This is a genomic window from Methanofollis formosanus, from assembly GCF_019633745.1.
Lineage (GTDB): Archaea > Halobacteriota > Methanomicrobia > Methanomicrobiales > Methanofollaceae > Methanofollis > Methanofollis formosanus.
This window is the reverse complement of record NZ_CP037968.1, coordinates 2,534,735-2,559,581: the sequence shown is the minus strand read 5'-3', so window position 1 is coordinate 2,559,581 and position 24,847 is coordinate 2,534,735. Positions and strand designations below refer to the sequence as shown.

Below are 24,847 nucleotides of genomic sequence, written 5' to 3'. Positions count from 1 at the left end.
GCCGTGCGCCTCATCGTCGCAGAGAAGAACATCTCGGCGCGGCGGGTCGCCGCCATCCTGGCGGAAGAGAAGAAGGTCGCCACGAAGAAGGAGGGGGGGGTCGACACCTACTCCTTCGGCGACACCGTCGTCGTCGGGCTGAAGGGGCACGTCGTCGAGGTCGACTTCGAACCAGGTTACGCCAACTGGCGCTCTGCCGAACGACCTCCCCGGAGCCTCATCGACGCCGGCACCCTCAAACGCCCGACCGAGAAGAAGATCGTCGCGCTCCTCCAGAAACTCGCGAAGAAGGCCGACCAGGTCATCATCGCCACCGATTTCGATACCGAGGGAGAACTGATCGGCAAGGAGGCCCTGGAACTGGTGCAGGCGGTCAACGCGAAGGTGCCGATCCTGAGGGCCAGGTTCTCGGCCATTACCCCGCAGGAGATCAGGCGGGCCTTTGCCGAACCGACCGAACTCGACTTCGCCCTGGCCGCGGCCGGCGAGTCGCGCCAGATCATCGACCTGGTCTGGGGCGCCTCCCTCACCAGGTTCATCTCCATCGCCGCACGGCGCGGCGGGGCAAATATTCTCTCGGTCGGACGGGTCCAGAGCCCGACGCTCGCAATGATCGTCGACCGCGAGCGAGAGATCGAGAAGTTCGTCCCCGAGCCGTACTGGATGCTCACCCTCCAGACCGAGAAGGACCACACCCCTCTCGAACTCCGCCACACCGCGGGGCGGTTCACCGACCGCGCCGAGGCCTTCGGCGCAAAAGAACGGACAAAAGATCCGCTCACCGTCACCGACGTGAAAGAGGGGGTCAAACACGACCGGGCCCCGACGCCCTTCGACACGACCGCTCTTCTCGTCGCCGCCGGGAGACTCGGGATCTCCGCGGCGAACGCGATGCGGATCGCCGAAGACCTGTACATGAACGGGTTCATCTCGTACCCCAGGACCGACAACACCGTCTACCCGGCCACCCTCGACCTGGACGAAGTGCTCAGGATGCTTGTCAAGACGCCCTTCGCCACCGAGACGCGGTGGGTCGAGAAGCACCGGCGGCCGACGCCGACGCGGGGCAAGAAGTCGAGCACCGACCACCCGCCGATCCACCCGACCGGCGCGGCGACGAGGGAACAGCTCGGCGAAGACCGGTGGAAACTCTACGAACTCGTGGTGAGACGGTTCCTTGCCACCCTCTCCCCCGACGCCGAGTGGGCCACCATGAAGGTGAACTTCGACGCCGGCGGCGAACCGTACACCGCCACCGGCGGCCGGTTGAAAGAGGACGGGTGGCGGCGGGTCTACCCGTACAGCAAGGCGGCCGAACGGATCATCCCGGTCTGCACGGTCGGCGAACGTCTTCCCATCCTCTCGGTCGACCTCGAAGAGAAGGAGACCCAGCCCTCGCCGCGCTACACCCAGAGCCGGCTCATCCAGACGATGGAAGAACTCGGCCTCGGCACCAAGAGTACCCGCCACGAGGTGATCCAGAAACTCATCTCCCGCCGGTACGTGCAGGACGGCCCCCTGCGCCCCACCCTGGTGGGGCGGGCGGTGATCGAGTCGCTGGAGGCCCATGCCGACACCATCACCAGGCCCGACATGACCCGGACGCTCGAGACCCATATGCAGCAGATCAAAGAGCGCAAAAAGAGCCGGGAAGATGTCGTCAACGAGTCCAGAGGGATGCTCCACTCGGTCTTCGACGACCTCGAAGCGAATGAAGAACAGATCGGTGAAGAGATCATCGACCGCACCGTTGCAGAGCGGACCATCGGTCCCTGCCCGGTCTGCGGCAAGAACCTCCAGCTCCGCCAGGCCCACGGGTCATCGCAGTTCATCGGGTGTTCGGGGTACCCTGAGTGCACCTTCAACATCAGCCTCCCCGGCGTCATGTGGGGCAAGGCCATCCGCGTCGAGAAGGTCTGCGAAAAACACGGTCTCAGCCATGTCAGGCTGATCCGAAAAGGCGCCCGGCCCTGGGACATCGGCTGTCCTCTCTGCTCGCACATCGAGTCCAATGCCGAGACCCTGCGCATGATGCCCTCGATGACCGCCGGCCTCCTCGCCGAACTCCAGGCCCGCCACATCTACACGGTGCCAGACATCGCAAAGATGGCGCCTGAGGGCCTGGCCGGACGGCTCGGGATCGGGGCGAAGACGGCGGAGACCCTGGTCGCCGAGGCGAACGACGTCCTCGACCTCCTCCGCCGGCGGTCCGAGATGAAAAAGTTCATCCGCGCCGAGGTCCCGCCGCGCCGCCGCCGGAGCCATGCGAAGATCGCAAAGCAGCTGATCGAAGCCGGCATCGACGACATCCAGGCCCTGGGCGGGGCTAAACCCGCGCTCCTCAAAAAGGCCGGGCTCTCAGACGAGGAGACCGGAAACCTCCTCGCCAGGGCACGGGCCGTCAGCAGCGAACAGCGGCTGAAAGAGGCCGGTCTGCCGGCGGTCAGCGTCAAGAAATACGTCGCCGCCGGGATCGCAGGGCCCGAAGACTTCGCCGCCTTCCACCCGGCCTACATCAGCGCGGTCAGCGGGGTGCGGGTGGAGACGGTCTGGAAACACGCCCAGACCGCCTGCGAAGCGCTCGGCCGGGAACCTCCCGAGAAGATCACCCAGAAAAAACTCGATAGCGGGAAGAAGGAACTCCTCCAGGTGCCCGGCATCGGCGAAGCGACGATCGAGAAACTCTACCTCGCCGGGATCACCGACGCCGCCTCCCTCGCCGTCGCCGACCCAAAAGAAGCCGCCGAAAAATCAGGGATCGCCGTCGAGAAGATCAGGGACTACGTGGCATCTATATCGACAGAACGCAAAACAAAGAAGTAAGACGTGAACGGCATGCATACGGACTGGAAAAACTGGAGACACGTAACCAAACTCGACCCCGACAAACACCTCGACCAGGCGATCGTCGAGGAGGTGGCGACCTCAGGGACCGACGCCATCCTCCTCTCCGGCACCCTCAACGTCACCCCCGAGAACCTCGCCGACCTCCGCGAGCAGGTGCAGGGCTACGGCGTCCCCCTCGTCGTCGAACCCGCCGACCCCTCGGGCGCGGTCTTCGACGGCGTCGATATGCTCTTTGTCCCGAGCGTCCTCAACACCCCGGACGCCAGGTGGGTCGTCGGCAAACACCAGCAGTGGGTCCTCAACGACCCCGCGATCCCCTGGGAGCGGGTCGTGCCCGAGGCCTACATCGTCCTCAACCCGGCCTCCGCCGTCGGGCGGGTGACCAGGGCGGTCTGCGACCTCTCCCCCAGGGAAGTGGCGGCCTATGCCGGGTGCGCGGAGCGCTACTTCCATTTCCCGATCGTGTACATCGAGTACTCGGGCACCTACGGCGACCCGGCGGTCGTGCAGGCGGCCTCCGAGATGGTCGAGGACGCCGTCCTCTACTATGGCGGCGGGATCAACTCGGCCGAACGGGCGGCTGAGATGGCGCAGTACGCCGACACCATCGTCGTCGGCAACGCCGTCTACGAGAAGGGCGCCGGCACCCTGAAGGCGACGGTGAAGGCCGTCCAGTAGGAGTGCGTCCATGCCAGAGGTCGAGATCGTCCTGGTCCAACCCCTGTACGAAGGGAACGTCGGTTTTGCGGCGCGGGTGATGAAGAACTTCGGGTTCACCCGCCTCGTCCTCGTCGACCCCTGCGAGATCGGCGACGACGCCCTCGCCCGCTCCTCGCACGCGCGCGATGTCCTGGAGAACGCCGAACGAAAAACGCTGAACGAAGTCTTCGCGGAGAGCGACCTGGTCGTGGCAACGACCGGCGAACTCTCCAAGTCGGTCTGCACCTCGATGCGGATGCCCTACTACACGCCGGGCGAGCTGCGCGAGATCGTCGGCAAGGTCGACGGCCGGGTGAGCATCCTCTTCGGCCGGGAGAACTGGGGCCTCAACAACGAGGAGGTCTCGCGCTGCGACCTCATCTGCACCATCCCGACCTCCGAGATCTACCCGATCATGAACCTCTCCCATGCGGTGGGGATCGTCTGCTACGAACTCGCCCACCTCCCCCGCGGCACCTACCGGATCGCGGGCAAGACCGAGCGCGAGGCGCTCATCGATCATTTCGGGATGTTTCTGGCTCATATCGACCACCCGGACCACAAACGCGAGAACACCCTGCTGATGCTCCGCCGCATCCTCGGACGGACGGCGCTGACGACGCGCGAGGTCTCGACCCTCCACGGGATCCTGCGCAGGGCCGAGTGGCACATCGAGCATGACGGGTCAGAGGGACATCTTAATTCTCCCTGAGCGCGAAACCTCTACTCAATGATTCTTGTCGACTGGCAGATCGAGGACCGGATCAGACGGGGGCAGATCGGGATCGACCCCTATGACCCGACCCTCATCCAGCCCAACTCCCTGGACATCAGGCTCGGGGACCATTTTGTCTGGTACGAACCCGGAGAGGACGTCATCGATCCCTACGAGAAGGAGAGCGTCACCGCACGGGTCCAGGAAAAACACGCGGCTTCGATCGTCATGCAGCCCGGCGCCTTCATCCTTGCCGAGACCTACGAGGCGATCACCCTCCCGGACAATGTGGTCGCGAGCATCGAGGGCAAGAGTTCCATTGCGCGCCTCGGGATCGAACTCCACCAGACCGGCGGGTGGATCGACGCCGGGTTCGAGGGGACGATCACCCTCGAGATGTGCAATGTCAACCAGCGGCCGGTCAGGATGTACGCCGGGATGCCGGTCGGACAACTGGTCTTCTACACCACCGAACGGGCCGACCAGCCGTACAATCTCAAGAAGGGCGCCAAGTACATGGGCCAGCGGCAGGCGACCCTCTCGCGCTATCACGAGAACGAGCGCAGCCAGGGTTCGAAGGAATAAATAGAGGGAATGAAAAATATCTACGGAGATCCAGAGAAAAGGGGTATTCCATGCGGCTTCTCTTAATACACTCTGACCATATCGACTACCAGGCGCAGAAAAAGACGCCGGTCGCGGAAGAGGGCGCGGTCCTTGAGGACGCCTTCGACGAGGCCCTCGTCGCCTTCTGTGCCGTTGAATCAATCGACGAAGAGGACATCGAGGACGTCATCGGCCAGGCGGTCGCGGAGATCACAAAGACCGCCGAGCAGCTCAAGACCGAGCGGGTGCTCGTCTATCCGTATGCCCATCTGAGCGCGGACCTCTCGAAACCCGAGACCGCCAAGAAGGCGCTCCAGGAGATCGAGACCGGACTCAAGACCATCGGCCTCACCGTGAAGCGGGCGCCTTTCGGCTGGTACAAGGCCTTCACCCTCTCGTGCAAGGGCCACCCCCTCTCCGAGCTCTCCCGGACCATCGTGCCCGGCGGGAGCGAGGAAGCGAAGCCGGCCAAGAAGGAGGTCACCCACACGTTCTTCGTCCTCACGCCCGAGGGCGAGCGCCTGGACGCCGAGGCGTGCTGCGACGAGACTCCCTTCGGTGCGCTCGTCAAGAAAGAACTCGGCAAGCCCGTCTCGGCCGGCGGCGAACCGGTGCACGTCGACCTGATGCGCTCCAAGGAACTCGTCGACTACGAGCCCGCCTCGGACGTCGGCCACCTCCGCTGGATGCCGAAAGGCAGGCTTGTCCGCGACCTCCTGGGAGACTATGTCCTGGGCCTGGTCCTCGACTACGGCGGGATGCCGGTCGAGACCCCGGTGATGTACGACCTCGCCGACCCGGCGATCTCCGAGCATGCCGCGAAGTTCGGCGAGCGGCAGTACCGCTTCAAGAGCGGGAACCGGAACATGATGCTCCGCTTTGCCGCCTGCTTCGGGATGTTCTCCTTCATGCGGGACATGCACATCTCCCCCAACACCCTCCCGATGAAGATGTACGAGCTCTCCACCTACTCGTTCAGGCACGAGCAGCGCGGCGAGGTGATCGGGCTCAAGAGGCTGCGGGCCTTCACGATGCCCGATATGCACACCCTCTGTCTGGACATGGACAACGCCCTCGCGTGCTTTGAGGAGCAGCTCAAGATGGGCTGGCAGACCGGCCGCGACCTCGAAACCCCGCTCGTCGGGATCTTCCGTTGCACCCAGGACTTCTGGGACGAGCACGAGGCCTGGGCCAGGAAGATCGTGAAGGAGTCGGGCGTCCCGCTGCTCGTCGAGATCCTCTCCGACCGGGTCCACTACTGGATCGCCAAGGTCGACCTCGCTGCGATCGACGGGCAGGGCCGGCCGATCGAGAACCCGACCGTGCAGATCGATGTGGAGAGCGCGAAGCGTTTCGAGATCTCGTACCGCGCCGACAACGAAGACGTCCACCCGCCGATCCTCCACTGCTCACCGACCGGTTCGATCGAGCGCGTCATCTGCGCGATGCTCGAGAACACCGCCTACCAGGATGTGCCCCGCCTCCCGACCTGGCTCTCCCCGACCCAGGTGCGGTTCGTGCCGGTGGCCGAGCGGCACGTGGCCTATGCCGAGGACCTCTGCAAGCAGCTCACCGCCGCCGGCGTCAGGGCCGACGTCGACGACCGCGACGAGTCGATGAACAAGAAGGTCAGGGGCGCCGGGACCGAGTGGGTCCCCTACGTGGCCGTCATCGGCGACCGCGAGATGGAGGAGGGGAAACTCACTGTCACGGTCAGGAAACTCTCCGAGCCGAAGAAGCCGCACAAAGAGGAGATGACCGCGGAGGAACTCGTCGCCGCGGTGCAGGAAGAGTGTGCCGGCAAACCAGTCAGGCCGATCTACACTCCGAAAAACCTCAGCAAGAGACCGCGCTTCATCTGAGAGCGGTTTCCCTCCCCCATACTTTTTACTGAACGCCCCCCTTCAGGGTCGTCTTTCCACCTTCCCGCATCCCTCATCGGGAGCGCGTCCCCGGCGCGACTGGTATGAGAGGTGTGATGATCAGACTGTGCCGCTCCCCACCGCAGAATCTTCATCACAATCTCGCATGAAGAGAGGCGGGGACGGCACGTTCGGATCATCACGCCGTTCTGTTTTCATGACCCTGAAGATAGAACCGGGACGGGAGAGTGCCGATCCAGTTTCAGCAGGATCACGCGTCCCGTGCCGTCCCACCTCCTATCTTTTCGCGAAATACCAGAACAGATTCGATGATCAGGGACGGCACGTTTGTGGATCATCACGTTGTTCTGTTTTCATGACCCCGAAGATAGAACCGGGACGGGAGAGTGCTGATCCATTCTCAGCGGATCACGCGCCGTGCCGTCCCCCGTCCTATCTTTTCGCGAAATGGCAGAACAGATCCGAAGATGAGGAGGACGGCACGTTCTGATCATCGTACCTTTCCTGTCGGCATGACCCCGAAGATAGAACCGGGACGGGAGAGTGCTGATCCATTCTCAGCGGATCACGCGCCCCGTGCCGTCCCCCGCACTATCTTTTCGCGAAATGGCAGAACAGATCCGAAGATGAGGGGGACGGCACGTTCTGATCGTCACGCCGTCCCTTTTTCATGACCCCGAGGATAGAACCTGAACAGGAGAGAGCCGATCCATTATCAGGGGGATCACGCGCCCGTGCCGTCCCCGGAGATCTGTCATAAAAAATTCCCATCCGGCATGCCCGGGACGTACATCCATTCCATGACCGATTACCACAAAAAACATTTCATTGGTATGTTTGCGGCGTGAACCGGGCTTATTCCTGAGTTTACAGGAACATCAAGAGAGGAGGGGGCACCTGTCCCCTGCTCTCCTGAAATTTCCCGCGAAATACCGGTTCGTCTCCCCCCCTGCGAACAGATAAAGTTTAAATAGTATTTCCTCAGGTATACACCACACTGGATGGTAGGCCAGAGCACAACGCCTATTCAACCGACACGGGAATCACGCGGTCACGCAACGGCCGTATCGAGGTGATCACCCGCCAGCAGACCCGAGAGACCAGAGGCTGCCTTCCAGTCCACGGAGAGGTCATGAAGGAAAGGGGGGGTCCTGTGACCGCTGGGTTTGTACGAGTGCCGGCGCTTTTATTCGTAGCGATGGTGATCCTCTGCTGCCCGGCTCTGGCCCACGGTGCGGGTCTTCAGGACGGAACTGCAGGGGAAGCTTCGCTGGCTCAGGCCGGAGACCAGGGATCGGATCTCTGGATCTCGATGAGAAACGAGAGCAGGACATTCAAGTCCGGGCTCTCCCCGGCAGAGGAGAAACTCCCGACCGAACTCGTGCAAGTTGTGCGGGACGGTCAGGAGCACGGACCGGCCATGACGACGCGCGCCGCACCGCCGGCGGCGGCGTTCGTCCCCGCACTCCCGCGAACCTCAACCGCCCATACCGACGACGGGACGTTCCAGGTCTATGTCTATGTCTGGCTCAACGAAGGGGTACCGACCGATGTCGTCGACCCCTACGGCGAGGTCACCGACCGGGACGAGGAGCGCTATGTCGCGGCGGCATGGGTGAGGACCGATCGGCTCGGTGACCTTGCGTCCCTTGAAGACGTCAGGCGGATCGAGAGCGTGACTCCTCCGGCGGTCTATGCGGGCTCGGTCGCAAGCGAGAGCGATGTGATCCTCAAAACTGCAGCAGTGCGTAAGGAGACCGGTTACGGCGGCGAAGGGATGAAGGTCGGGATCGTCTCCGACAGCGCCGACCAGTGGCGGGAGGCGGTTGCCTCGGGCGACCTGCCGCCCACGGTCCAGATCCTGTACGACATCGACGGCATCGACGAAGGTACCGCCATGCTCGAGGTCGTCCATGACACGGCGCCCGGCGCAGACCTCTTTTTCCACAGCGGCTGGACCAACAAACTCACCTTCGTCACGGCGATCTCTGCCCTGGTCGGCGCCGGGTGCGACGTCATCTGCGACGACATCGGGTGGTTCGACGAACCGTACTTCGAGGACGGGTACGTCGCCTCGTACGTGCACGAGGTCGTGGAGAACGAGGATCTCGTCTATATCTCTGCCGCAGGGAACGATGCGTTGGGGCACTATGAGGGCCCCTTCAGGGACGACGGCCGGGGGTATCATCTCTTCAGCGAAGGGAGCAACCTCATCAGGGCCGTGGTCGAGCCGCCTGCCGAAGGGATGCAGACCATGCCGCTGCAGATCTTCCTCCAGTGGGACGAGCCCTGGGGAAGTGCATCGAGCGACTACGACCTCTTCCTGGTCACCAGGGAAGGAAACCGTTTTGTCGAGATTGCGAACAGTTCACAAGTCCAGGACGGCGACGATGTCCCGATGGAGGAGATCGCAGTCGAGTATTTCGGCGACGAGCCGGGTGTGGTCTACCTGTCGGTCGCCCTCCAGGACGGTGAACCCTGCACGCTCGAGATTTTCATCCTGACCGGCGGTTTCTTCGATGATCAAGCCGCCACACCTGAAGGCGCCATCTTCGGGCACCCCGCGGTGCCCGGCGTCGTCGCGGTGGGGGCGGTCAGGGCCGACGACCCGACCGAGATCGAGATCTTCTCCTCGGAAGGGCCGGCGACGGTCACCCGACCCGAACTCGAGGTGCGGCCGAAACCCGACATCTGCGGCGTCGACAGGACACGTATCAGCGGTGTCGGCGAGTTCGGGAACACGTTCTTTGGTACGAGTGCGGCAGCCCCGGCGGTCGCGGGCGTCGTCGCGACGGTATGGGGCATCAACAGGGACACGTCTCCGGCCGGGGTGCGCAAGGTTCTCTATGAGACGGCCGTCGACCTGGGAGAGCCCGGATGGGACCCGGTCTACGGGCACGGGAGGGCTGATGCGCTCTCGATGTTCGATGCCCTTGCGGCACCGCCGGCCAACCTCTCGCTCTCCTTTGTCCCCACCTCTGCGGAGGTCCGGGCAGGAGAGGAGATGGAAGTCGATCTGGTGATCGACCGCACACCCGCCGCGCTCCTGGAGTACCACATCACGGCGAATCTCTCCGACCCGGCGGTCGGGGAGATCACCGGGGTCTCGTTCCCCGGATGGGTACAGCACGAGGAACACACGGCCCTGCCGGACGACACGGTCAGGATCAACGCGACCGGCCAACCGCCGCGCTCGCAGCCCGACGGCGTCGCCCTCTGCACCCTGACGGTGCGGGGCGATGCGGCCGGGACGACCGCCGTTACGGCCGACCCTGATTCCCGGGTGATCGGGCCGGGCGAAGGAGAGTACGTGCTGGAGGTCGCTCCAGGATGTATCACGGTGATGTCCGCTCCGATCAGGCCCTTCCCGCGGCCTGACGGAGGCACCTATCCTCTGCCCACCGATCCGGACGGCGACGGCCTCTACGAGGACGTCAACGGCGACAGCGTCCTCACCATGGAGGACGTCACGCTCTACGCCGGAAACCTGCGGTTCATCAGGGACCGGCAGCCGCTCGAAGCCTTTGACTTCGACAAAAACGGCAGGATCGGGTTCAGTGACGTGAACACGCTCTACAGTATGGTGCAACGATGAAGGGTCTTGGATATGTCATCTGGCTGATCGCGCTCGTCGGCCTTGTTGCGGCCTGTCAGGCCGCTCCCGAACTCCGGGTCGAGGATCCGGGGCGCGTGCCGGTGGGAGGGAGTGTTGAGATTCCCATCACCCTGGAAGGGGCCGAGGCCGGCCTCTCCGGGTACAACCTCACCGTCACGCTCTCCGACCCCGCCTGCGTCGAGGTCTCGGCGGTCTCGTTCCCCGCCTGGGCCCCTCTCCATCGCGGAGGGGCGGTCCCGGCCGGAACGACCTGGATCGAGGCGGTCGACCTCGGCGACCGGGCCGAGGGGAACGGCACGAGTGTCGCCCTCGGGACGATCACCCTTCGGGGGATCAGGGACGGGCCGGCCGATCTGGTGATCGCGCCGGTCAGAGTTCAGGACGATACAGGAACGAGTTATCAGATCTCTGAGGTGAAGACCGCTCTCTCGATCGGGTCTGCGTCGGGATCTCAGCCGGGAAGTTCCGGACACTCCGGAAGTTCGGGTAGCAGCAGCGTGCCGGCCGCGGCCGTGACCACGCCGCAACCGACGGTGACCGAAGAGAGCACACAGACCGTGACGACGTCTGAAGTGCCGGCCACCGTCACCGGAACGCCGGAAGAGACGACGCCGGCGCAGGGAGCTTCACCTTTCCTGGTCGTCCTCATCATAGCAGCCCTGATATTCGGATTCATAATGAGGGAGAAGAAGGAGTGAAGAAAAGATGAACGTGAAGCGTATTATGCCGCTTCTCGGCATCGTTATCCTCTGTGTCTTCGGAACACAGGGGGCCCTGGCACAGGACCAGGGGAATGAGACGGTCTCCATCATGCTCATGCCCGAGTCGGCTGAGGTGATGCTCAACGAGACCACAGACCTTGCAGTAATTCTGGACGCCGCCCCGGAGGGGCTGGCCGGGTTCAACATCACGATCAGCATCGAAGACCCGGAGATCGCGGAGATCGTCGACCTGAACTTCTCGGAGTGGGCCTTTGAGCCTGAGAACGGATCGCTGCCTGCAGACTCCGTCTGGGCACAGGCGTTCGACCCCGAGGGGCTCGCGGGTGAGACGAACATCACGCTCTGCACCGTCACCGTACGCGGCGACGTGGAAGGGATGAGCGCGATCAATGTCACGCCCGAGTCGATCGAAGATGTCAACGGAACGCCGTACAACGCCACCGTTGTGCCGGGTGAACTGAATGTCACCGGCGAGGTGCCGCCGGCCGGACTTGCGGCCGACTTTGAGGCCGACGTGACGGTCGGCGTCGTACCGCTCAACGTCACCTTCACCGATCTCTCGACCGGGAACGTGACGGCGTGGGAGTGGGACTTCGGCGACGGCACCAACTCAACCGAACAGAACCCTGTCCACACCTATGAGGAGGGCGGGATCTACTCGGTCAGTCTCACCGTCGCGGACGAGGCGAATGAGACCGACACTCTGGTCAAAGAGGACTACATCATGGTCAGCGGCGGACCGGCACCGCCGGTCGGACCGACCGCAGACTTCGAGGCCGATCCCACCGAGGGCGAGGCACCGCTCAACGTCACCTTCACCGATCTCTCGACCGGGAACGTGACCGCGTGGGCATGGGACTTCGGCGACGGCACCAACTCGACCGAGCAGAACCCGGCCCACACCTACGAGGAGGCAGGACTCTACACCGTCAGTCTCACCGTCGCGGACGAGGCGAATGAGACCGACACCATGGTCAAAGAGGACTACATCAACGTCTCAGGCGTGGTGCCGCCGGTCGGGCCGACCGCAGACTTCGAGGCCGATCCCACCGAGGGCGAAGCACCGCTCAACGTCACCTTCACCGATCTCTCGACCGGGAACGTGACCGCATGGGCATGGGACTTCGGCGACGGCACCAACTCGACCGAGCAGAACCCGTTCCACACCTACGAGGAGACGGGACTCTACACTGTCAGTCTCACCGTCGCGGACGAGGCGAATGAGACCGACACCATGGTCAAAGAGGACTACATCAACGTCTCAGGCGTGGTGCCGCCGGTCGGACCGACCGCGGACTTCGAGGCAGACACCACCACAGGGAACGCACCTCTTGCCGTCACCTTCACCGATCTCTCGACCGGGAACGTGACGGCGTGGGAGTGGGACTTCGGCGACGGCACCAACTCGACCGAGCAGAACCCGTTCCACACCTACGAGGAGGCGGGACCCTACACTGTCAGTCTCACCGTCGCGGACGAAGCGAATGAGACCGACACCATGGTCAAGGAGGGCTACATCAACGTCTCCAGCGCACCGCTGCCGGTCGGTATCTCATTCGTACCGTCCACCGTCACTATTCCGGCCGGGAACGTCACCACCCTTGACCTGGTCCTCGACTCAGCGGTGGACGGACTTGCCGGGTACTCGCTGAACCTGAGCATCAGCGACCCGGCCACCGCGAACATCACCGCGATCACCTTCCCTGAATGGGCACTTCTCAACGAGACCTCGCTGCTCCCGAACTCCACGGCATGGATGGAGGCGGTCGATCTCAACGACTCGATCCAGGCCAATGCCACCAACGTGGTACTCGGGACGGTGACCATCGAGGGGAAGGGAGCAGGGACTGCCGAACTTCTGGTCGAGGTGCGGGTGATGGACGCGGACGGCGGTGCGGCATTCTTCCCGCCGACCACGCCGGCCAGCATCACCATCACACCGCCGCCGCCGTTCCCGGGTTACGAAAACTCACCGACCGACCCGAACGGCGACGGGAAGTACGAGGACATCAACGGGAACGGTATTGTCGATTATGACGACGTCGTCGCGTTCTTTGCCAACATGCAGTGGATCGAGGAGAACAACCTGGTTGCACTCTTCGACTTCAACGGAAACGGCGAAATCGACTACGACGATGTCGTGACACTTGCCATGATGGTCTGAACAACCACCATTTTTTCCCGGAACAGTAAGGAACGTGCCGGAGAAAAGAGGGGGGAACTGAACGGCCAGGGCCATCGGAGACCTGCACCAGTGCTGCAGGATTTCGTCCGTCCGCCTGGTGCGGGCCTGGGGCTGAGACCATCGACCATGAAAAAAGGAGGATAGGAAAAATGGTTCAGAAACGATGGATCAAAAGAACGGTGGGGAAGGCTGAGATCTACTATGACCGGACGAACGGCGCCATCCACACCTTCCCGCCCCATGACGACATGGGCGCAGACGAGGTCTGGGTGCCGCCGAAAGGTCACCCGCTCGCCCCGCTCCGTCTGTATTATGACCCGACGTACCGCTGCAACCTCTCCTGCCGGCACTGTATCACGCGGTCGTCGCCGACGGCCGACGCCTCGGGAGAACTCAACTTCGAACAGGCCTGTACGCTTCTCTCCGAATGCGCACAGGCCGGCGTCCTGGACGTTGCAATAACCGGCGGGGAACCCTTTGTGTATCGGCAGATCTTTCCTCTGATCGCTCATGCCCGCGCCTGCGGGATGAACGTGATGATCTCGACCAACGGGCTGCTGGTCTCAAAGGAGGTCGCGGCCAGGTTGGCGAAGCTCGGCGTCCTCGACGTGCGGGTGAGTTTCGAAGGGGCGGAGAAGATCAACGACAGTGTCCGGGGGAAAGGAACGTACCAGAAGGCGCTACGCGCCGTGAGCAACCTGATAGAGACCGAGAACCACACGGTGGTCAGGCTCACCCTCTCGGGCAGGAGCGAGGAACATCTCGAAGATCTCTTCACCGACCTGGCCGCCTGCGGCGTGCGTGAGGTGAAGGCCTCGGCGATCAAGGAGGTGGGCAGGGCCGCCGACCCGGAGAACGCCGATCTGCTCGGCTATACCGCAGACCTCGAGAGTGCGCAGCGGCTCCAGCGACTCGGGGCGCTTTTCGGCATCGAAGTCCAGCTCTCCTCCGACGATTTCCCGCTCACGCCCAGGGAGGCGAAAGATAACAAACTCAGGTTCGACGAAGGTTCAAATTGTGGTGCAGGGTTTGCGACGGCCTATGTCTCGCCGTACGGGGAGGTGCTGCCCTGCTCCTCGATGCCGCATGTGGTGCTCGGGAATGTCGCCTCCGAAGGATTCATGGAGGCCTGGACCGGGGAACGCGCGCGTCGCTTCAGGGAACTGGTCGCCAACTGCGGGACTCAACTGCTCTGCAAAGCCCCGTGCTTCTCGGCAAAAAACGTTGACCTGGCAATGCGCCCGCGATCGAATGGCTACTCCCAGAGTTTCAGCAAGATGGCAGACAAACCATAGATCTACTTTTTCCAAAAGGGGGCCCTTCAGATCCCCAATCCATTTAAAAAGAGATTTATCGTCAGCTACCATATTCTCTTCAGGAAATGCAGGTCCGCCTCTCAGGCCTTGCGGGAGGACCTGCAGGAGAGCCAGATAGCAGGATGAGGAAATCTTTTGAGCCCCTGGAGTTTCGCAAAGAACGCTCTTTCAACCAGTACCTGATGACGTTCTTCATCATCCTCATCGTCGTCGTCATCTCCGTCCTCTCTTCGCTCTCCTATATCGAGGCCAGAGACGAACTCGTCGAGAAGAACCTCCTTCTTCAGGAGGAGACCGAGAAGAGCATTCTGCAGTGGATGGCCCTCGTCGACGCCGGCCTGAAAAAGTACGACGACAGTCTCAACGACAAGATGCGAAACGGCTTCAGGGGTTTTCTGGAGGAGTACGAACGTTCAGGCCGGGACCCGTCGAAGATGGACCTCCAGGGACTGAAAGAAGAATTCGGCGGCGAGATGGACCTTTATATCGTTGACGCCGAAGGGATCATTGCGTATTCCACCTATGAAAAAGAGATCGGCCTGGACTTCAAGACAGTTCCGTACTTCTACGAGTACATCACCCTCCTCCGGGAGGGGGACACCTTCTCGGCCGACCGGGTGGTGCGCGAGCAGTCCACCAGGAAGGTGCGCAAGTACGCCTACATGCCCACTCCCGATCACCGTTATCTCTTCGAACTCGGCCTGGTCACCGACCTGCTCAAAGACCGGAGTCTCGACCTCTCCTATGTCGAGACCGGCGAGAACCTCAAAGATCTCAACCCCGACCTGACCGAGATCAGGTTCTTCGACACGATGGGCAATGTCATCGGGAACAAGAGTTACCAGATGCCCGCCCTCCAGAAAGAGCGGGTGGAACGGGTGCTTGCACAGCGGGAAGGGGCGATCTACCCCGACCCTGCGACCGGCACCGAGGTCCGTTACCTCTACCTCGACCTGCGCGACCCCGACTATGCTTCAGATATGAGCGTGGTGATCGAACTCACCTACACCACCCTTCCGCTCCAGAAGAAACTCGATACGCTTTTCGTCTCGCAACTGACGATCGCCCTCCTCGCCATCCTCCTCAGCATCGTCTTCGCCTATGTCGGGAGCCAGCACATCTCCCGCCCGATCTCAGAGGTGGTCGAGGACATCGACCAGATCGCACGGGGCGACCTCGACCATACGATCCGGCACACGAAGGGGATCGAGTTTTCAAGGCTGGAATACGCGATCAACGCGATGGTCAGGGCGCTCAAAGAGAATATCAGGCGCGCTCAAGAATCGGAAGAGGCGTTGAAAAAATATTCCGAGGACCTGGAAGGGATCGTCGATACGAGGACGGCCGAACTCAAAGAGGCAAACGAAGAGGCAAACCTCTATCTGGACATCATGTCCCATGACATCAACAATGCCAACGCCGTCTCTCTTGGATATGCTCAGCTCCTGCTCCTGAACCTCCCGGCGAAAGAGAGAGATGAAGCGGACCGGATCCGGAAGAGTATCCTCAGGAGTTCTGGGATCATCCAGAATGTCGCGACGATCAGGAGGATCCGGCAGGATGCGCCCCCGCTCAGGTCGATGGACCTGGACCGGGTGATCAGGGAGGAGGCGGCCCACCATCCCGCAGGTGCGGTCGGGTACGAGGGGGAGAAGGTGCTGGTCTGGGCCGACGTCCTCCTCCCGGAGGTCTTCTCCAACCTCGTCGGCAATGCCCTCAAGTTCATGGAAGAGGGCGGCGAGGTCAGGATCAGGGTGGAGGACCGGGGCGAAGAGGTGCTGGTCTCGGTGGAGGACACCGGTCCTGGCATCCCGGACGCCATGAAGGAGACGGTCTTCAACCGGTTCAAGAAGGGAGAGAACAAGCGGAGCGGGAAGGGGCTCGGGCTCTATATTGTCAGGTCGCTGGTGGAGCGGTACGGCGGGATGGTCTGGGCCGATGACCGGGTCGAGGGTAACCCCGAGGAGGGGGCGGCGGTGCGGTTCACCCTCAAGAAGGTCAGGGAGAAGGGAGAGGGGCGGCAGGCATAAGGGGAGGGACGGCGATCCCCTGCCGTGATGGTGGACCCGCTGGCCCAGGTCATCCTCATCCTCGTCGCCGCAAAGGCCGGAGGCGAACTCCTCGAACGGATGGGGTATCCGGCGCAGGTGGGAGAGATTGCGGCCGGGATCATTCTCGGCCCGTCGGTGCTCGGGCTCGTGACCTTCGACGAACCGCTCGTCTTTCTCTCAGAGATCGGGATCATCGCTCTTCTCTTTGTCAGCGGCGTCAGGTTGAGCCTGAAGTCGTTTGCCGCCTCGGAGAAGGCGGCGGTCTCGACGGCCCTCACCGGCGTCGTCCTTCCGTTCGCCCTCGGGTGGGCCTTCGGGATCCTGATGGGTTTCTCTTTTCTCGAGCGGTTCTTCATCGGGATCGCCCTCTCGATCACCTCGATCGGGATCTCGGTCAGGAGCCTCATCGACCTGCGCAAACTGGAGACGCCCTCCGGGGCGACGATCGTGGGGGCGGCGGTCATCGACGATGTGCTCGGGGTCGTCCTCCTTGCCGCCCTCACCGCCGTCGCCTCAGGGAGCGAGGGCTCGCTGCTGTACACCATCGGCGCGGGCAGTGTCTTCATCGCGGGAAGTGTCGTGGTCGGGCGGCGGGTGTTGCCGGCGGCACTTGCCAGGACGCGGGGCGCCCGCACCCACGAACTGACCTATACGGCGGCGATCGTCACCGCCCTGCTGATGGCCTGGCTTGCGGAGTTTGCGGGACTCCACTATTCCATCGGGGCGTTCCTGGCCGGGATGATCCTGGGCGAGGAGATCAGGAGTGACCGGTCGCTCTTCGACGGGATCGCGGATTTCGCCTTCGGGTTCTTTGTCACCATCTTCTTTGCGTCCATCGGGCTGCTGGTGGTGGTGACCACCGAGACGCTCCTCTCCCCCTTCGTCCTCCCGCTCATCCTCCTCGCCTTCGTGGGCAAGGTGGCGGGGGGTTTTCTCGGCGCCGCACCCTTCATGGCAACCCGCGCCGAGGCGCTGGTGGTGGGGATCGGGCTTTTCCCGCGGGGCGAGATCGCCCTGGTCGTCTCTCAAATTGCCCTCGCAGCCGGGATCATCGATCAGGCCCTCTTCTCGGCCTTCACGGTGATGGTGGTCGTCTCGATCCTCCTCACTCCCATCCTGATGGCCTGGGGATACCGGCGGGTGCCGCTCAGAGATGGCCGGCCACCCGAAGGTGCGAGATGACCATGCAGGCTTCGAGCCGGCCGACGGCGACGCCGCGTTCGTCGACGACGACGAGCACCGGGTACCGGTAGCGTTCCATCGCCTCGATCGCGTGGCGGAGGGTGGCAGTGGTCGGGACCGAGATGTGGCTGCGGGTCATGATGTCGGCGGCCACCGCCGTCTCCCGTCTAAGAAGACACTCGATGCAGCGCTCCCGCTCCCTGCTCCGCACGCCCACCACCGGGCCGACCGAGGCGAGGAGGTCGAGGGCGGTGATGAACCCGAGGAAGTGGTCCTCGGGCCCGGCGACGACGAGGTCGGTGCAGCCGAGTCTGGAGAAGGTCTCGAAGACCTCGGGGAGGGGAGTGTCGGGGAGGACGGAGACGACCTCTTCGTCCATGACGGTGGTGACCGGGATATCTGCGGGTTCCATGCTCGTCACCGCACCGTCGCATAGAGGACGCTCTCGTCCGGGCCGGGGGTGTAGTGGCGGAGGTACATCCGGTACTCAGGCACCAGGGAGGCGAGAAAGATTGGGACTTCGGTGAGGTCGTCTGCCCGGTGGTAGACCGAGATGGCGAGGTCTGGCCGGAACTCCCTGATGCTCTTCTCCGCGCCGGCGAGGGCGGGGAGTTCGGCGCCCTCGATGTCCATCTTGATGAAGTCGACGCGGTCAAGCCCGGTCTCCTCGACATAGCGGTCCAGCGTGGTCACCGGCACCTCGGCCCCGCCCCCACCCCCGCTGCCGCTCTGCCGAAACATCCGCCCGGTCCCTGAGAAGGTGAGGGTCGTCTCTCTATCCCAGAGCCCGAGGGGGACGGTGACGACCGAGGAGGAAAGATTGTTCTTCTCGACCACCCGCTCGATCACCCGCCGGTTGGCCCCGGCCGGTTCGAAGGCATGGACCCGGCCCGAGGGGCCGACGAACCTGGAGAACCAGACCGCGGTCTCCCCCCAGCACGCCCCGGCGTCGACGACGATGTCGCCTGGCCGCGGTTCGCAGAGTCCTTCGACGCGGTATTGCTCCTGGAGCCAGATGGTGTTGAAGACGTAGGCGTCCGAGTGGACGGTGCTCCCGTCGTAGCGGTAGTAGTGCCCCGAGCGGTAGCGTTCGGTCTCCCGCTGCAGTCGCCAGAACTCGTCGCGTGCGATCGGCGGCGGGCGGAGTTCGAGCGCCCCGTTGCCGATGAGGGCGTAGGCGACGCGGTAGCCGACGAGCCAGTCGAAGATCTCCTGCGACCGAACGTCGGAGAGGAGTGCCCGCACGCGGTCGTATTTCGCCGGGTCGCCGACCGCCCCGGCGAGCACCCCGACCGATTCCTTGAAAACTTCCGGGTGGCGTTCCCTGAACCCGAGTTCGAGCGGCGTCCCGGCCCAGAGGAAGAGGCCGTTGATCTTCTCGACCGCCGCACGGGCCAGGCGGTTGCCCTTCCCGTTCTCGGCCCGCTTTCGCTCCCAGACCTCGTCGAGGGTCCGGCGTACCAGTGCCTCGGTGCGGCCCTGCTGAATGGTTTGTACCGGGATTTCGATCCCCCCGCGTGGGAGAGAGACGTGGGAGAGGATATAGATTGTGGCGAGAGGGGACTGATCTTCGTCTTCACATTCTGGGGGCACACTCTTCATGTTCACCGATTTTGCCTTCCCGACTCTATCTCCATCCCGGGGATCTCGGGGGCAGCACCTCCGGTGGGAGCATGAGGGAAGGCGGAAAAACCACACTCACACCAGGAAAAGTGGGGGTTTCTACACAGCCAAAAAAATAAATAAAGTTCCTTAATGTAACGCCTTAGCGTATAATCCGCCTACCACAGCAATCACGCCGAGAATAGAGAGTGCGGATCCAACAGCCATCACATTTCCAATACCTGGTGCCCCACTAAAAGCGGAGCATATTGCGGCGAGAAATATCAACCCCGCAATACTTTCAATTATTTCTTTCATCTGAACTTTCCTTTTCATGATGGTATATTCGACACACATATGCCGATGAATAAATAGAGGGAGCAGTAAGGATTGTGATTGCAGCAGTTACTGCGATTACTTTACTACTGCCATGTAGGTGGTTGTTAAGAGGCTGGATATGGTGGCACATATCCAGCCAGTTTTCAGTTTCAAAGACTTCTTTTGATATCACCCCATGATATTTTACTCTATTATTTATAGGGGTATATAACTCTGAGGTACCTATTAGCAATTCATTCTGTTTCAATACTTATTTCGTCTATTAGCGATTGTTCATATGGTCTATCATAAAGATAGAAGACTCAAATAAAAATTATTCAACATACATTCACCAATAATTATATTTGATTGTCATACTCTATTTCTACTTGATATTAATGCCCCCAAAAAGAAAACCAACTCGAAAAAAGAGAAACACACACAACTACACCCTTAAAGATGGTAAAAAAACCGTGTATCACGGCATTACAAACGACATTGATCGTCGTCTAGGTGAGCATGTTCGTTCTGGAAAAAAATTCACTTCAATAACTTACACTGCGAAAAGATCACGATCAAGAGCATTAAATGAAGAAAGTGAAGCGATTTCCACATATAAACGTAATCATAAAGGTCAGCGCCCGAAATATAATGATTCCAAATAATTAGTTGTGTACAATCCCTCAACTGAGAGAGTCTGTCACCCTTCGAAAATCATAGATTTTCTTATGCTCCCACAGGTTGCACCTCCCCACCTCCTCCCACAGAAGATACAAGAATCGCAATCCAACACCACGAATTGTTCCTATATCTGAAGATCCCATGAGAGTGCGAGAGGTCATTTCCCTGATAGAGGCAAACGGGTGGTACCTGGTCGCTACCAGAGGGAGCCACCGCCAGTATAAACACCCGATAAAACCGGGGCGGATCACCATCGCCGGCCATCCCTCAGAGAATCTTGCCCCAGGAACACTGAATAGTATTTTAAAACAGGCAGGACTAAAGAGGTGATGAAAATGTATCGATACCTCATCGTTATCGAAAAGACGGAAGGGAACTATTCGGCATATTCTCCCGACCTCCCCGGTTGCGTGGCGACCGGGAAGACGCGGGAGGAAGCAGAGGAGAACATGCAGGTCGCCATCGAGATGCATGTCAGGGGACTGATCGAAGACGGTCTCCCCGTGCCTGAGCCGCAGTCCTTCGCGTCCTATGTGACCGTGCAATAAACTGGACGCAAAGACCGAAATCATTTTACAAACTCTGTAGGTCACCCCCGGTTCACTACACAAAGAGTGGCGGGGGGCAGACAGGACGGCACACGACGCCCATCATGATCGCTATTCTCTTTGTGTAGGGGAATGGTTTCCTCTCACATCATGAAAGGGAGTTGAAGGCGAGAAGTATTTTCTGAACCCCGAGATGCCTTCCCGGCCCTATCTCCATCCCAGGGATTTCGGGGCAGCGCCCCCGGCACGAACATGAGGGAAGGCATGATGATCCAGACATGCCGCCCCCTGTTCGGAGAAATTGTTCTGCCGTCTCGCACCGGGGGTTCCGCCCCCGGACCCCCACGACGAAGATAGGGGCGGGGCGGCACGGTGCTCCATTCCTGTTCGTCACCCCGGCACGAGGGGAGCGATCAAGAGTTTACCATAAAAATTTTCCATGTGGTATGCCTGAGGCGTGCTCTCGCTCCATGAACGCAGCCCAAAAAATTTCCATCCTCCCCCTCTACAACCCAAAATACCTCACGACCCCGCCAAGAAGGATCTGAACCCCGAGCGTGGCAAGAACAAGACCGCCGATCCGCAACAACAACTCCATCGTCCGCTCGCTCACCTTCGAGATCAGGCCGCCGAGATAGTTCATGGAGACGAAGATGACGACGGCCACCACGCCGACGCCGATGAGCGTGGCGATGAGGGGATCGATCTGATTGCCCTGGTAGGCGAGGGTGATGGCCGTCGTGATCGCACCCGGGCCGGCGATGAGGGGTATCGAGAGCGGCATGATGAGGCTGCCCTCGTCCTCCGGCCCTTCCTCCTCGATCTCTTTCCCCTGCGTTTTGCTCGGCGCACCGTTATAGAGCATCTCAAAGCCCATGCCCGCCACCACCAGGCCCCCGACGATCCCGAAGGCCCCGAGATTGATGCCGAGCAGGCCGAGGAGTTGCCGTCCGACGAGCGCCGAACCGCCCAGGATGACGGCCACGATCAGCGCCACTTTCAGTGCCGCAGGCGCACGCCGCTCCTCGCGGTTGGCGACGATGGTGTTGAAGAAGAGGATCTTTACAGGATCAGGCGGCGTCGTGATCATCAAGAGCGCGATCGACGCCTGTGCAATCATCAGCAGGTCCATCTGTTACCCCCCCAGGATCTGGTGCTCATGTCCAGTCTCAGGGTGTCCTGGTGGTCCGGGAGGATAAGGTTTGCGGGGATCGGCGAAGTGCGGCGACCGGACCCCTCACCCCATGATAGGCCAGATCAAAATCTAAAACGGCAAAGACAGGACGATCAGAGCCCCCATGTCCGGCGTCCCTCCAGACCCCCACTCAGGGGATCGATCAAAACCGATCGATCACCTATGAACCATAGAGTTCATATCAACCCATTATGAATCCCAGAGTTCATAATCTTCGCCGCCGCCACTCCTGAAACTTGAAGATCATCCTGACAACGACAACCGAACCGGACGATTACGCACCCGCCCAATCCTCAACAAAAGAAAAGTCCTATACCCCCGGGCGGATTCGAACCGCCGTCGCCGGATCCAAAGTCCTGCATGATTGACCACTACACTACGGGGGTCTGCTCTCAAGCGCACCAGTCCCTGTCACCCAGAGAACCGGCCTTCTATTCATTGGACAGAATCCTATTTATTCGCGTTCATCCCGCCGCGGCGACGGCGTCGTACCCGGTCGGGAGCTATAAACCTCCTCACCCCCAGGTGGCGATCAGATGCAGGTCCTCTTCCTCGGCGCCGAGTCTCTCGGTGCCCGTTCGATGGCGACCGTCGTCCTGACCGCCGACCGGACGGTGCTCATCGACCCCGGCGTCGCCCTCGCCCCGAAACGCTCCGGCCTCCCGCCCCATCCTCTCGAGGCCGCGGCGGCCGAGCGGACGAGGGAGGCGGTGCTCGGGTGGCTCCCGCGGGCGACCGATATCGTCGTCACCCACTTCCACGGCGACCACATGCCCCTTGCCGACGCCGACGCCGACCCCTCCCAGATCCCCCTCGCCGCCTTCACCCCACCGGTGGAGTGCCGGATCCGAGTGCCGGGCGAGGGCGGCCAATCAGGGAGGTCGCGGGCGCGGCGGCGGGCGTTCGCCCAGGCCCTCGGCCGCGCCCTGCCTGCCGCCGGTGGTACGGACGACGGGGTCATCGCCTGCGCCGACCCCTTCGCCCACGGTGGAGGGAGCGGGCCGGTGATGATCGTCGCGGTGCGGGAGGGGAACGAGTGTTTTGTCCACGCCTCCGACACCCAGCTCCTCTCCGCGGAGGCGGTCGCGACGGTCCTGGCATGGCGGCCGACGCTCGTCTACACCTCGGGCCCGCCCCTGTACCTCTCCGCGACCACCTGGGAGGAGGCCGACCGCGCCCGTGCCCATGCCGCCCGCATCGCCAGCGTTGCAAGAACGCTCGTCATCGACCACCACATTCTCAGAGGTGTCGGGGGCCTGCGGTGGGTCGAAGACGCCGGCGGGGTTCCGGCCGCCGCCTTCATGGGTGTGCGACCCAGACTTCTCGAGGCACGGCGCCGGGAACTCTGGGGGTGACCGCCCGCAGATTTTTATCGATCGCCGCGGATATCCCGGCGGTGGTCTGATGACAGAGCGCGAAACACCTGCCTCGGTGCGGGCAATCATCACCGACAAAGAGGGGAGGGTCCTTCTTCTCCGGCGTGCAGAATACCTGAAAAAATATCCCGGCCTCTGGGAACTCCCGGGCGGGATGGTGAAGGAAGGAGAATCTCTTCCCGGCTGCCTGGTACGCACCGTCCTGGAGGAGACCGGGCTGAACCTCGAGATCTGCGGGTGCACCGGTTCCTGCGAATCAACCTGGGAGGGGAAGACCGAGGTCCACCAGATCTGGGTGGCGCACCCGCAGCAGCCGCAGCAGAAGAACCTCCGTCTTGCACCCGGCCACACGGCATCGGCCTGGGCAAGCTTCGATGAGATCGAGATGTTCCGGACGGTCCCCTGGCTGAAGGACGCGGTCAGGCAGATTGTGTGATCATCACCCCGACTTTTTTCAGCGACGCGTCGATGAAGGCCGGGAGGTCCGAGGGCCGCCTGCTGGTGACGAGGTTTCCGTCCACCACCACCTCGGCGTCGACAAACTCCGCGCCCGCGTTCTTGATGTCCTGCACGATCGACCGCCACCCGGTCACCCGCCGCCCCTTGATCACCCTGGCGGTGATGAGGAGTTGCGGCCCGTGGCAGATGGCGAAGACCGGTTTTCCACTCTCCATGAATGCACGGACAAACTCGACCGGGGCGTCGTAGGCCCTGAGGTGGTCGGGAGAATATCCTCCCGGGATGAGCAGGGCATCGTAGTCGTCGGGCACGGTGTCCCCGACCGCCCGCTCGATCCGCACCTTCGTTCCCTCCCTCTTCCCGGTGACCGTGCTCCCCACCTTCAGCCCGAGGTGAACGACCTCGTGACCCGCGGCACGGAAGGCCTTCACCGGTTCGGTATACTCGGAGTCTTCAAACCGCTCCCCGATCAGGACTGCAATCACTGCCAATTGGATCTCACCCGGAGACCGGTGGACCTCCGCTGGAATGAAGGTATCGGCGGGGGCGCATCCGTATAGCAACATAGAGTTTATGGACGTCGGGGAGGGGCAGACGGGACAAAAATTCGGATGACAACACGAGCAGGTCCAGAAGATTTTCCCTGAGAAAACGATTTTTTTGGCCTCGCAGGACAGGGCATGAGCCGGCGCACCCCTCAGCCCGACCATCGAATATCGGCGCCTTCAAAGAGCATCTGGCGCAAGCATGAGGGAAGACACGTCGATCAGACGTGCCGCCCCCAATCGCAGAATCTTCACCTCCGTCTCGCGCCGGAGGGCGTTGCCCCCCGGACCCCCCACGGAC

General features: G+C 62.0%; 20 protein-coding genes and 1 tRNA gene. 15 read left to right on the top strand and 6 right to left on the bottom strand.

Annotation, left to right across the window (positions count from 1 at the left end; genetic code table 11):
- Positions 1 to 3 precede the first annotated feature (3 nt).
- The 11 genes from E2N92_RS11715 to E2N92_RS11650 all read left to right on the top strand — a co-directional run bounded on the left by E2N92_RS11715 (position 4) and on the right by E2N92_RS11650 (position 17,822).
- Positions 4 to 2,823, top strand: coding sequence for a DNA topoisomerase I (locus E2N92_RS11715; protein WP_220681330.1), 2,820 nt, complete (start codon positions 4 to 6; stop codon positions 2,821 to 2,823).
- 12 nt (positions 2,824 to 2,835) lie between these two features.
- Positions 2,836 to 3,525, top strand: coding sequence for a phosphoglycerol geranylgeranyltransferase (locus tag E2N92_RS11710; RefSeq protein WP_220683016.1), 690 nt, complete (start codon positions 2,836 to 2,838; stop codon positions 3,523 to 3,525).
- A 10-nt stretch (positions 3,526 to 3,535) separates the two neighbouring features.
- Complete coding sequence (locus tag E2N92_RS11705) at positions 3,536 to 4,258, top strand: RNA methyltransferase (protein WP_220681329.1); 723 nt, start codon at positions 3,536 to 3,538, stop codon at positions 4,256 to 4,258.
- Between the two features lie 18 nt (positions 4,259 to 4,276).
- Positions 4,277 to 4,846, top strand: a complete 570-nt coding sequence (gene dcd / locus E2N92_RS11700) for a dCTP deaminase (protein ID WP_220681328.1) — start codon at positions 4,277 to 4,279, stop codon at positions 4,844 to 4,846.
- Positions 4,847 to 4,896: 50 nt separating this feature from the next.
- Complete coding sequence (locus tag E2N92_RS11695) at positions 4,897 to 6,729, top strand: threonine--tRNA ligase (RefSeq protein WP_220681327.1); 1,833 nt, start codon at positions 4,897 to 4,899, stop codon at positions 6,727 to 6,729.
- Between the two features lie 1,174 nt (positions 6,730 to 7,903).
- On the top strand, positions 7,904 to 10,345 hold the full coding sequence (locus E2N92_RS11690) for a S8 family serine peptidase (protein ID WP_220681326.1): 2,442 nt from the start codon (positions 7,904 to 7,906) through the stop codon (positions 10,343 to 10,345).
- Positions 10,342 to 11,064, top strand: coding sequence for a hypothetical protein (locus E2N92_RS11685; RefSeq protein ID WP_220681325.1), 723 nt, complete (start codon positions 10,342 to 10,344; stop codon positions 11,062 to 11,064). The genes E2N92_RS11690 and E2N92_RS11685 overlap by 4 nt, the downstream gene beginning before the upstream one ends.
- Positions 11,065 to 11,071: 7 nt before the next feature.
- Positions 11,072 to 13,252, top strand: a complete 2,181-nt coding sequence (locus tag E2N92_RS13735) for a PKD domain-containing protein (protein ID WP_281425777.1) — start codon at positions 11,072 to 11,074, stop codon at positions 13,250 to 13,252.
- Between the two features lie 170 nt (positions 13,253 to 13,422).
- Positions 13,423 to 14,568: a radical SAM/SPASM domain-containing protein gene (locus E2N92_RS11660; protein WP_220681324.1), complete on the top strand. Its 1,146-nt coding sequence runs from the start codon at positions 13,423 to 13,425 to the stop codon at positions 14,566 to 14,568.
- 143 nt (positions 14,569 to 14,711) lie between these two features.
- Positions 14,712 to 16,619, top strand: a complete 1,908-nt coding sequence (locus E2N92_RS11655) for a sensor histidine kinase (protein WP_220681323.1) — start codon at positions 14,712 to 14,714, stop codon at positions 16,617 to 16,619.
- 27 nt (positions 16,620 to 16,646) lie between these two features.
- Complete coding sequence (locus tag E2N92_RS11650) at positions 16,647 to 17,822, top strand: cation:proton antiporter (RefSeq protein ID WP_220681322.1); 1,176 nt, start codon at positions 16,647 to 16,649, stop codon at positions 17,820 to 17,822.
- Here the strand turns inward: E2N92_RS11650 and E2N92_RS11645 are convergent.
- From E2N92_RS11645 to E2N92_RS11635, 3 genes are all read right to left on the bottom strand, one after another.
- Complete coding sequence (locus E2N92_RS11645; protein ID WP_220681321.1) at positions 17,788 to 18,234, bottom strand: CBS domain-containing protein; 447 nt, start codon at positions 18,232 to 18,234, stop codon at positions 17,788 to 17,790. The genes E2N92_RS11650 and E2N92_RS11645 overlap by 35 nt on opposite strands.
- 5 nt (positions 18,235 to 18,239) lie before the next feature.
- Entirely contained in the window at positions 18,240 to 19,424 is a 1,185-nt protein-coding gene (locus tag E2N92_RS11640; RefSeq protein ID WP_246589356.1) for an FkbM family methyltransferase, read from the bottom strand.
- A gap of 150 nt (positions 19,425 to 19,574) precedes the next feature.
- Positions 19,575 to 19,760 carry a hypothetical protein gene (locus E2N92_RS11635; RefSeq protein ID WP_220681319.1) on the bottom strand — a complete coding sequence of 62 codons (186 nt, stop codon included), beginning with the start codon at positions 19,758 to 19,760 and terminating at the stop codon, positions 19,575 to 19,577.
- Positions 19,761 to 20,564: 804 nt separating this feature from the next.
- Between E2N92_RS11635 and E2N92_RS11630 the strand changes: the two genes are divergently transcribed.
- Entirely contained in the window at positions 20,565 to 20,753 is a 189-nt protein-coding gene (locus tag E2N92_RS11630; RefSeq protein WP_220681318.1) for a type II toxin-antitoxin system HicA family toxin, read from the top strand.
- A complete protein-coding gene (locus tag E2N92_RS11625; protein WP_425515755.1) occupies positions 20,753 to 20,971 on the top strand; it encodes a type II toxin-antitoxin system HicB family antitoxin in 219 nt (72 codons plus the stop codon). The genes E2N92_RS11630 and E2N92_RS11625 overlap by 1 nt, the downstream gene beginning before the upstream one ends.
- A 505-nt stretch (positions 20,972 to 21,476) precedes the next feature.
- Here the strand turns inward: E2N92_RS11625 and E2N92_RS11620 are convergent.
- Positions 21,477 to 22,103: a MarC family protein gene (locus E2N92_RS11620; protein ID WP_220681317.1), complete on the bottom strand. Its 627-nt coding sequence runs from the start codon at positions 22,101 to 22,103 to the stop codon at positions 21,477 to 21,479.
- A gap of 376 nt (positions 22,104 to 22,479) precedes the next feature.
- Positions 22,480 to 22,552: transfer RNA gene (locus E2N92_RS11615), tRNA-Gln, on the bottom strand.
- Between the two features lie 150 nt (positions 22,553 to 22,702).
- Here E2N92_RS11615 and E2N92_RS11610 point away from each other — a divergent pair.
- Complete coding sequence (locus tag E2N92_RS11610; RefSeq protein ID WP_220681316.1) at positions 22,703 to 23,521, top strand: MBL fold metallo-hydrolase; 819 nt, start codon at positions 22,703 to 22,705, stop codon at positions 23,519 to 23,521.
- A 49-nt stretch (positions 23,522 to 23,570) separates the two neighbouring features.
- On the top strand, positions 23,571 to 23,978 hold the full coding sequence (locus E2N92_RS11605; RefSeq protein ID WP_220681315.1) for an NUDIX hydrolase: 408 nt from the start codon (positions 23,571 to 23,573) through the stop codon (positions 23,976 to 23,978).
- Here E2N92_RS11605 and E2N92_RS11600 read toward each other — a convergent pair.
- Entirely contained in the window at positions 23,962 to 24,486 is a 525-nt protein-coding gene (locus E2N92_RS11600; protein ID WP_281425808.1) for a type 1 glutamine amidotransferase domain-containing protein, read from the bottom strand. The two genes, E2N92_RS11605 and E2N92_RS11600, sit on opposite strands and share 17 nt — an antisense overlap.
- Between the last annotated feature and the right edge of the window lie 361 nt (positions 24,487 to 24,847).